This is a genomic window from Dyadobacter sp. 3J3, from assembly GCF_009801115.1.
In the GTDB taxonomy this organism is placed as follows: Bacteria; Bacteroidota; Bacteroidia; order Cytophagales; family Spirosomataceae; genus Dyadobacter.
Window position 1 is genome coordinate 1 of record NZ_VTOL01000027.1, and the last position, 8,882, is coordinate 8,882.

Below are 8,882 nucleotides of genomic sequence, written 5' to 3' on the forward strand. Positions count from 1 at the left end.
AGCAGCCTTTTATTCCTTTCGACCAAGACGAATACAGAGAAAAATACAGATTGGCTAAAATTGCAAATTTAGAAAGGGCACTAAAAAGGCTTATGGCTGAGGCAGCATGAAGAAGTTATATAGTAGCGAAAAAGTTAAAACGCAAAGCACGCGAAGCCTTTGCGACTTTTGCTCTTTTCTTAACTTCTTTACGTGCCCCCTTTTAATTTGTCAAAGTATCATATATAACTCGTCCACCAACAATTGTTTTTTCAACATTAATATTTTCATCAAATATCACAATATCTGCATCTTTCCCTGCCACGAGTGATCCTTTATGGTCATGCACATTCATGATTCTGGCAGGTGTCAAAGTGATCATCTTGATAGCATCTAATAGTGAAACATCAGCCATTTGAATCATATTTCTGACCAGTCTGTCGGCGGTGGCGACGCTTCCTGCGAAGGAAGAACGATCTGGTAATTTGGCTACACCGTCCTCAACGATTACTTTCAAACCTGTTTTTAAAGGGCCCAAAACACTGTCGCCTTCCGGCATTCCGGCAGCACGCATGGCATCAGTGATCAACGCAATCCGGTCCGGACCTTTAATTTTCACGATCAATTTCAATAACGGAGCGGGAAGATGAATTCCGTCGGCTATAATTTCCACATCCATTGCATCAATAATAAATGCACTTTCAATGACACCTGCATAGCGAAAAGCATTTCTTCTTGTCACCCCCGACATGCCGGAATATAAATGCGTTGCAAGCGTATAGCCGTTTTCAAAACCTTCGAGCACTTCTTCGTAGATTGCATCTGTGTGCGCAAGAGCAGCAAGGACACCTTTTGATTTCAAATATTTTGCAAACTCAATAGCGCCTTTTAATTCAGGCGCGGCACTCCATCGGGTGATCGAGGATGAGTGTGCAAGTACTTCTTTGTATTCTTCAGGATCGGGATCCCGGATATAGCGTGGATCTTGTGCACCACGTTGAGCCATGGCAAAGTATGGTCCTTCAAGATGCATACCCAGAAACTGAGCTCCTTTTTTATTATTTTTATTGGCTATTTCGTAAAGGTCAAGTGTCTTTAATAAATCTTCTTTTTCACTGGTTAAGGTCGTTGGCACCATCGAGGTTGTACCATATTTGGCATGGGTTTCTGCGATAATCAGAAAAGCTTCTTCGGTTCCATCCATAAAATCACTGCCGCCGCCGCCGTGAATGTGAAGATCAATAAAACCGGGAGCTATATATTTTCCTCTTGCATCGACTTCTAAGGCATCATTTATTTCAATATTCTTTTCACTTACCTCACGGATTATACCATTTTCGATGATCACACATCCGCTCTGAAGGATGCGGTGAGGTGTCAGTATTTTTCCGTTAAATATTTTGGTAAAAGTCATTAGTATTAGTTTTAATAATTTTCATTTTGTTGTCCTGAACCAGAGAATTTAGATCAACATATGTCACCCTGCGCGGGCCGCACTTTCAGGGTTAAAAAATAGCTGGACTACATCTTTTCTATAATAATGTCATCCCTTCGGGATTGTGATTACTGTGCCTTAATCCCGAAGGGATGACAGTATAATAGAAATTCTTCAATAGGTTAGGATCCGAACCCTAAAAGGGTGACATAAATAACATCAACCTAAACGGCCTTTAATCTAAACCGTCCATTTTCGAATTTTATGACCTTTCACCGCATAAAAAACCAGATACAAATAACAAGGAAATAACACCCAATAAGCAATTCTGACGTCATACAAATCGGCAACATAACCGTAAAACAGAGGCATAATTGCATTCCCGCACAATCCCATGATCATAACGGAAGCACCAAGTTTGGTAAAACGCCCAAGATCATCCAGTGCCAATGGCCATATTCCCGCCCAAACCAAGGAATTCGCGAATCCTAAAAGCACTACAAACCAGATTGAAATATCCGTGGAGTGACCCAGGAAATTAATTTGTCCGTGAGTGAAAATGATCAGCAAAGTGAAAGCTGTTCCTAAAAGTGTACAGATACGCAAAGCATTAACCTGACTAATAAATTTGGGTATCAAAGAAATCCCGATCAGATAACCGCAGATTGTACAAAACAGCGTGTAAGATGGAAATACCTTTGCTTCCAATAAATTTATGCCCATCGAATTGGCATAACCAATAATCGTATCAATCGCAATAACCTGTGTTCCAACGTGTAAGAAGATCGCAAGAGCACCCAGAATTAAATGTGGAAAAAGAAAAATACTTGTTTTTCCGGCATTGGCGGTGGCGATTTCCTCGCTTTCATGCTCCGTATCAATATCAGGCAGGGGAGACTTATAAATCAGAAATCCTAAAATGAAAAGAAAACTACCAAGACCGATATAGGGATTAATCACCCGGCGGATCAATTCATCCAGGGCACCGCTTCTTTCTAAATCCGTCATAGAACTAAGCTGCGAAAAAAGCGCGGTATCCGTTGGACGAAGAATGACAGCTGCGAAAACAATCGGAGATAATATTCCGGCTGCTTTATTACAGATTCCCATCATACTGATCCGCTGCGCTGCACGTTCTTTTGCTCCTAAAATGGTAATGTACGGATTTGCCGCAGATTGTAAAATCGCCAGACCTATACCAATTGTAAATAAACCAAGCAGGAATATTTCATAAGTCCGGGACATTGCCGCCGGGACAAAAATGAACGCACCCGTGGCCATGCACCAGAAACCGATCATCATTCCTTTCTTAAAACCAACCGATTTTAGAAGATAGGAAGAAGGAACTGACATGACGAAATAGGCAATATAAAAAGCAAATGCCACCAGATAAGCCTGAAAACTCGTTAGCTCACAGGCTATCTTGAAATATGGTATCAGAATAGAATTGACCCACGAAACAAAGCCGAAAATGAAAAACATCAAACCGATGATCAAAATCGAAATGGTCGTGTCCCGCTTACTAAGCTGGCTGGCAGGAATTGCAATGGATTGAGAACTCATTTTTTCTTAATTGAAAGTTGAAAGAGGAGAGCGGCCGGCACTTCAACTAAACAGTCGGCTCCCAACCTTTTGCATATTCCCGTTTCCACAGTTTCTCAGCTTCCTTGTTATTTTGAATATGACCGTTAGTAGGGTCAATATCCAGCGAACCTCCGGAACGGACTGCGATGTTGCCTAATTGGCAAAGTAATGTACTTTGGTAGCCGCCGACAATTTCAGCGTTGACAACAGTTCCTTTTTTTATACCATCGAAAAAATTCTGGATGTGAATGGCGTCAAGAGCTTGCGACGGATCCATTTTATTTCTGGCGTCGATTTTGTAATCGTTTTGGACGTCTTTTACCAGCTTGTTTTCCAGATCATAAACCTTGTAAGAATTTCCTGGTTCAATCTGGATCGATCCTTTTTCACCGTAAAAAACAACGCCTACGCTGGCACCTTCATTTGTACGCCCGTTGCAGCTTCGGCCTTCCCAGGTCATTCCTTTATCATTGCCGAAATCCCAGCTTATAACTTGTGTATCAGGAGTTTGCCAGTCGTCTTTGTAGCGATATCTTCCGCCGGATGAGGTCACATGCGTTGGATAATCAACACCTAAACCCCAGCGCATCAAATCCACCATATGCGTTCCATTATTGAGTGCTTCGCCTGTTCCCCAATTCCAAAGCCAGTGCCAGTTGTAATGAACTAGATTATCTTTGAAAGCCACTCTTGGCGCCGGTCCCTGCCATAATTCATAATCAAGCCAGGTTGGAACTGCAACTTCTTTACCAATTCCAATGGACGCACGGTTGTTGGTATACCAGCCTTTTGCAAAATATGCGCGTCCGATTGTCCCGTTGATAACTTCCTTAACACCCAGAGCGACGTTAGGCCATGAACGGCGCTGATTTCCCATCTGGATTACGTTTTTATATTTTTTCGATGCCGCCACCAAAAGTTCTCCCTCATGAGGATTGTGGCTGCATGGTTTTTCCAGATAAACATGTTTTCCTGCTTTGGAAGCGAGAATAGCCGCTGGTGCATGCCAGTGATCCGGAGCCGCTACCACCAGAGCATCCATATCCTTATCTTCCAGCGCTTTCCGGAAATCAGGCTGATTTTTTGGTTTGGAAGCTGAAAGTTCTTCGACTTTGGCAATACATTTTGCGGCCGCTCTGGAATCTACATCGGAGATATAAATCACTTCACAATTCGGTTGCAAGGCATAATTACTGGCCAAAGCAAAACCCCGGCTGTTTACACCCATAACGCCAACGCGAACTTTTTCATTGGCACCGATTATTTTGGCATAACTCTTAGGACTGAAACCCGGAAGTATTCCTCCAAAAGAGAGAAGTGCTGTTCCCGCCAGAGTCTTTTTGATAAAATCTCTTCTTGGATTACCGTGATCAGATTCCGTTTTGGAAGTATCTTTTATGGATGATATGTCGTTGATTTGCATGGGATAAGCATTAAGTTTTTATATACTCTTAGTAAGATATCTTAAACCCTTTATTTACTGGCTTTCATCACACTTTCAAGTGTAACACTTTTTCCTCCCTGTCTTTTACTTTCATCGGCTGCTTCCATAAAGGCGAATATTTCAATGGTTTCTTCCGGTGTAACAGGCACCTCGCCAGTTTTAAAATATTTGATTATATCAACCAAAAGTGGTTCGTAACCTGCGTAGGGGCCTAGAATCTTATTTCCATCCTGGGTAAATACAGTTCCGCCGTAATCATGTTTTCCGGTACGTGTTCCACGAAAAGTTCCGGTGCGTCCGTCTGCCCACACGCCGATAACAATATCGGTATCCGGCGTACTCACACGACTTACACTCTTACATCCGGTTCCCATAACCGTATATAAAGTTTCTACGCCATGGATTCCATACCAGAAAAAATCGGGATGGGTTTTTTCCAAAGTCGCCGGGCTATATGTGTCGGCGCCCAGTACTTTCTTTTTATCAATGGATTCAATTCCTTTAATATAACGAAGCGAGGAAGCTGAAAAAATCGGGATATTATATTTTTTAGAGGCTGCATAGATCGCCAGAACATCCTTCATCGAAGCCGCTACGGGCTTGTCAATAAACATTCTTTTGCCAGCTTTGAAAACTTCCAAAGCCTGTTGAAGATGCAGTCGTCCGTCATTTGTTTCAAGCAAAACTACATCTACTTTTGAAAGTAAATCTTTGACCGAACCCACGATTTCCACACCCAGTTTTTTCACTTCTTCTGTATAAGCAGGAATTCTGGATGTACTGGATTCTATATCCATGCTTCCCTGTGGATAGGCCGCAACAACTTTATACCCGTCATAAATAGTATCCGGATTATCGCCATTCAGTGCTTTTGTAAAAGCGGTACTGTGCGAAGTGTCAAGTCCAATAATACCAATTCTTTTACCACCGACATGGGCCGCAAGTGTAGGCAAAATGTCCATAAACTGCAAGCCCACGCCGGTAGTAACAGCTGCTTTAATGAAGTGTCTCCGGTTTAAAGAATCCATCATTGTAAATAATAAAGGTTTAGGAATAGCACCAAAGTAAAAGCGAAATCGGGTACGTACCCGCAATATAATAACAAAACTTTAATGTATGGTTTTTTATGAAAAAATGTCTGAAAAATTCTGTTTGAATCGGAATGTGCTTTGTTTTGATAAAGTAAAATTTAAAATAGCCAGTAATATGCTAAATAGGCTGAATTTGATAAAATTCCTGGTTTTCTCTCGTAATAATATCAATCGGCATGTATTGCGTTTTTTCTACTTGCTGTCCTCTGACCAATGTCTGGTACAAAACCATCAGGGCGCGATAGGCCTGTTCTTCGGGTTTATGACAAATCAGGAAATCAATAGTTCCCGTGTTGAGGTGTTGAATATTCTCTTTTGTAAAGTCATAACCAACCAGCGCAATCTCTGACTTATTCTTGTTTTCAAGGAAAGTGGCAACTGAAAATACCCGGGAATTTGTGACGAATATGGCTTCAATATCTGCATGTGTAGTAAAAACCTGAGTCAGATTTCGGGCTACGGAAAGATAATCTGTCTCTTTAATATCGTCGCGGATAATTTCAAAGTTTAATTGATTTTCTTTGAGGTAACTTCTGAATCCTTCTTCAATCTGAAGATAATTGTAGTTTTCAATTTCTTTGGAAATATTTACCACCAGAATTTTTCCTTTTTTCTCTTTCCTATAAGTCAGCAGTTTTGCGCCGAGATATCCGCTTTTAAACAAATGAGGGCCAATATAGGCCAGACTATGCTGCTCCGGAATATTGGAATCAATAAAAACAAAAGGGATTTTCAGTCTGCGGCATTCTTCGGTAAACTTTGTGGATTGGGCAATAAAGGAAGGTGATAACAAAACGCCGTTTACGCCTTTTTCGAGGATCAGATTTGCCTGTGTTTCAAATGAATTTTCATCATTTAAATCAAAGAAAAACGTAATCGTTTGAATTCCGTAGGGTTTTATTTCAGTTTCAGCTCTTTGGATACCATGAAGAGGAGCATCCCAGAAATCAGTTTCCTCGGAAACTCTTGGTATCAAAACAGCTAGAATAATAATATTTTTTGAAGCCAGCCTGCTCGCCAGAATATTAGGCTGATAATCCAGCTCCTTAATGATTTCGTTGATTCTTTTTTTCGTTTTTTCCGATACACCCGTGCGGTTATGAATCACCCTGTCCACTGTTGCAATCGATACATTTGCTCTGCGGGCAATTTCTTTAACACCAAAATATGTCGGATCTTTTTCCATTGAAATAATTAATAGCCGATTTGCTGATTTAGGTTTTGAGGTACTTTTCCGGGTAATCAGATTAATAAGTACAATCTCTAATGTAGCCAGCCTTTTGTAAATAACAAAGAAAGAAGATCTGCAGTACGCAATTTGGATATCTGTTTGACATTCAATTTTAACAAAATGTTAGACACTCGATCTTTCATCAGGTCGTCAATTAATAATTATGTACTTCATTTTCGCAGAAATTCTTTTGACATATGCCGAAGCAAAACTGAAAGACAAATAGATGGCAAGTGTGCTGACTGCAATTAGTACCGTTAGAAATGGTAGAACAGACGTGAAACAGCCTTCTGTAACCACATTATCACAAACAGAATTATGCGCGATTGTTCGTCGTGAAAAAACGGTTGAGTTAGCGTTTGAAGGTCAGCATTTGTTTGATATTCATCGCGGGAAAACGGCAGAAAAAGTCATTTCAGGAACCATGTATGGGGTTACCAACAAAAGATGCAACCGTAGCATTGGTAACAGCTCAGATAGTTTCGGTTAATAAAGCTTTCGATGTAAGCCGTCATTATCTATGGCCGGTTCCACAAAAAGAAAGAGATTTAAATCCATCATTAACCCAAAACCCAGGTTGGTAATATGTTAATTATCAAAATAATGAAGTTCGTAATCGTATCCTGTTTCGTTTTAGGTTTAGCTATTTTTATGGCTGCCATGGTACCGAAGCCAGTATCCAAAACACCCAATATTGTTTTATTTTTTATTGATGATATGGGTTACGGTGATTTGTCGGCTACCGGGGCATTAGGGTATAAAACGCCAAATATTGACAAACTCGCTTCCGAAGGAACGCGTTTCACCAATTTCATGGCCGCTCAGGCTGTTTGCAGTGCGTCACGGGCTGCTTTGCTAACCGGTTGTTATCCAAACCGCGTTGGTGTTGCCGGTGCTTTTGGCCCGAAACAAGGTTTGGGACTTAACCCGAATGAAGAGACCATTGCCGAGTTATTGAAAGCAAAGGGTTACACAACCGGAATTTTCGGGAAATGGCATTTGGGAAGTGATTCTACATTCCTTCCTTTGAAACAAGGTTTTGATGAATATTATGGCGTTCCGTATTCACACGATATGTGGCCGCTCCATCCTTGGCAGAAACAAGCGAATTATCCACCGCTTTTCTGGATTGAAGGAAACAAGCAGGTGAAAGAAATTAAAGATCTTGACGATGCAAGTCTGATCACGGGAACGGTTACCGAGCATGCCGTTTCCTTCATCAGGAAAAATAAAAGGAAACCATTTTTCCTATATGTTCCCGAGCCGTTACCACACGTTCCGCTCGCTGCAAGTGCTAATTTCAAAGGGAAAAGTGAGCGCGGAATTTTTGGTGATGTGCTGACTGAACTGGATTGGTCGGTTGGAGAGATTATGAAAGAATTGAAAACGCAGGGATTGGATGATAATACGATTGTTATTTTCACCAGCGATAATGGTCCGTGGCTAAATTACGGCGATCATGCCGGTTCTGCCGGTGGATTCCGTGAAGGAAAAGGTACTTCGTTTGAAGGCGGACAACGGGTTCCGGCTATTATCCGCTGGCCTGGTGTTGTGCCTGCGGGGAGAATTTCTAACAAATTGTTGTCCAACATTGATATTTTGCCAACGCTCGTTAAGTTGACGGGTGCAAAATCGCCAAAAGAAAAAATTGACGGAATTGAATTTGTTGACTTGTTGAAAGGTAACGATACGAAAACACCTCGTGAAAATTTCCTTTACTACTATCGTCAGAATAGTCTGGAAGCAGTTCGGAAGGGAAATTGGAAACTTGTTTTCCCACATCCGGGCCGTACCTACGAAGGTTCATTACCAGGAAAAGATGGCCAGCCCGGACCAGCACCTGAAAATCATGATTTCCCGGTTGCGCTTTATAATCTGGGTCGTGATCCGGGTGAACGTTATGATGTATACTCACAAAATCCGGAAATCGTAGCCGAACTTGAAAAAATTGCAGAAGCTGCCAGGGAAGATTTGGGAGACGATTTGCAGAAAAAAAACGGAAATAACAGAAGACCGGGCGGGAAGATTCAGAAATAATTAAAACTGATGGATACTGAATTTGTGTTTTAACCGCAATGGGCGCAATAGTTTTCGAAATGGACGCAGTTTTTATATCTG

Annotated in this window: 8 protein-coding genes; 3 read left to right on the forward strand and 5 right to left on the reverse strand. The window is 41.3% G+C overall.

The features are described from left to right. Positions 1 to 202: 202 nt before the first annotated feature. The 5 genes from nagA to FZF08_RS30225 form a co-directional block, all read right to left on the reverse strand. Entirely contained in the window at positions 203 to 1,393 is a 1,191-nt protein-coding gene (gene nagA / locus FZF08_RS30205; protein ID WP_159478171.1) for an N-acetylglucosamine-6-phosphate deacetylase, read from the reverse strand. 261 nt (positions 1,394 to 1,654) lie between these two features. Further along, complete coding sequence (locus FZF08_RS30210) at positions 1,655 to 2,977, reverse strand: sugar MFS transporter (protein ID WP_159478174.1); 1,323 nt, start codon at positions 2,975 to 2,977, stop codon at positions 1,655 to 1,657. Between the two features lie 46 nt (positions 2,978 to 3,023). Next, positions 3,024 to 4,421, reverse strand: a complete 1,398-nt coding sequence (locus tag FZF08_RS30215) for a Gfo/Idh/MocA family protein (RefSeq protein WP_159478177.1) — start codon at positions 4,419 to 4,421, stop codon at positions 3,024 to 3,026. Positions 4,422 to 4,471: 50 nt separating this feature from the next. Then, on the reverse strand, positions 4,472 to 5,470 hold the full coding sequence (locus FZF08_RS30220; RefSeq protein ID WP_409012681.1) for a Gfo/Idh/MocA family protein: 999 nt from the start codon (positions 5,468 to 5,470) through the stop codon (positions 4,472 to 4,474). Positions 5,471 to 5,651: 181 nt separating this feature from the next. Next, positions 5,652 to 6,719 carry a substrate-binding domain-containing protein gene (locus FZF08_RS30225; RefSeq protein WP_159478183.1) on the reverse strand — a complete coding sequence of 356 codons (1,068 nt, stop codon included), beginning with the start codon at positions 6,717 to 6,719 and terminating at the stop codon, positions 5,652 to 5,654. Between the two features lie 271 nt (positions 6,720 to 6,990). Between FZF08_RS30225 and FZF08_RS31970 the strand changes: the two genes are divergently transcribed. The 3 genes from FZF08_RS31970 to FZF08_RS30235 are packed head-to-tail and all read left to right on the forward strand — an operon-like array spanning position 6,991 to position 8,801. After that, positions 6,991 to 7,254 carry a RagB/SusD family nutrient uptake outer membrane protein gene (locus FZF08_RS31970; RefSeq protein ID WP_229216765.1) on the forward strand — a complete coding sequence of 88 codons (264 nt, stop codon included), beginning with the start codon at positions 6,991 to 6,993 and terminating at the stop codon, positions 7,252 to 7,254. Then, positions 7,193 to 7,348 (forward strand): RagB/SusD family nutrient uptake outer membrane protein, encoded by a 156-nt coding sequence (locus tag FZF08_RS32445; protein ID WP_409012680.1) that lies wholly within the window; start codon positions 7,193 to 7,195, stop codon positions 7,346 to 7,348. Before FZF08_RS31970 ends, FZF08_RS32445 begins: the two co-directional genes overlap by 62 nt. Before the next feature lie 19 nt (positions 7,349 to 7,367). Continuing rightward, positions 7,368 to 8,801: a sulfatase gene (locus FZF08_RS30235; protein ID WP_200837202.1), complete on the forward strand. Its 1,434-nt coding sequence runs from the start codon at positions 7,368 to 7,370 to the stop codon at positions 8,799 to 8,801. The last annotated feature ends 81 nt before the right edge of the window (positions 8,802 to 8,882 follow it).

Coding starts and splice junctions, on each gene's coding strand:
- FZF08_RS30235 (WP_200837202.1), top strand. CDS start 7,368: ATGAAGTTCGTAATCGTATCCTGTTTCGTTTTAGGTTTAGCTATTTTT.
- nagA (WP_159478171.1), bottom strand. CDS start 1,393: ATGACTTTTACCAAAATATTTAACGGAAAAATACTGACACCTCACCGC.
- FZF08_RS30210 (WP_159478174.1), bottom strand. CDS start 2,977: ATGAGTTCTCAATCCATTGCAATTCCTGCCAGCCAGCTTAGTAAGCGG.
- FZF08_RS31970 (WP_229216765.1), top strand. CDS start 6,991: ATGGCAAGTGTGCTGACTGCAATTAGTACCGTTAGAAATGGTAGAACA.
- FZF08_RS30225 (WP_159478183.1), bottom strand. CDS start 6,719: ATGGAAAAAGATCCGACATATTTTGGTGTTAAAGAAATTGCCCGCAGA.
- FZF08_RS32445 (WP_409012680.1), top strand. CDS start 7,193: ATGGGGTTACCAACAAAAGATGCAACCGTAGCATTGGTAACAGCTCAG.
- FZF08_RS30215 (WP_159478177.1), bottom strand. CDS start 4,421: ATGCAAATCAACGACATATCATCCATAAAAGATACTTCCAAAACGGAA.
- FZF08_RS30220 (WP_409012681.1), bottom strand. CDS start 5,470: ATGGATTCTTTAAACCGGAGACACTTCATTAAAGCAGCTGTTACTACC.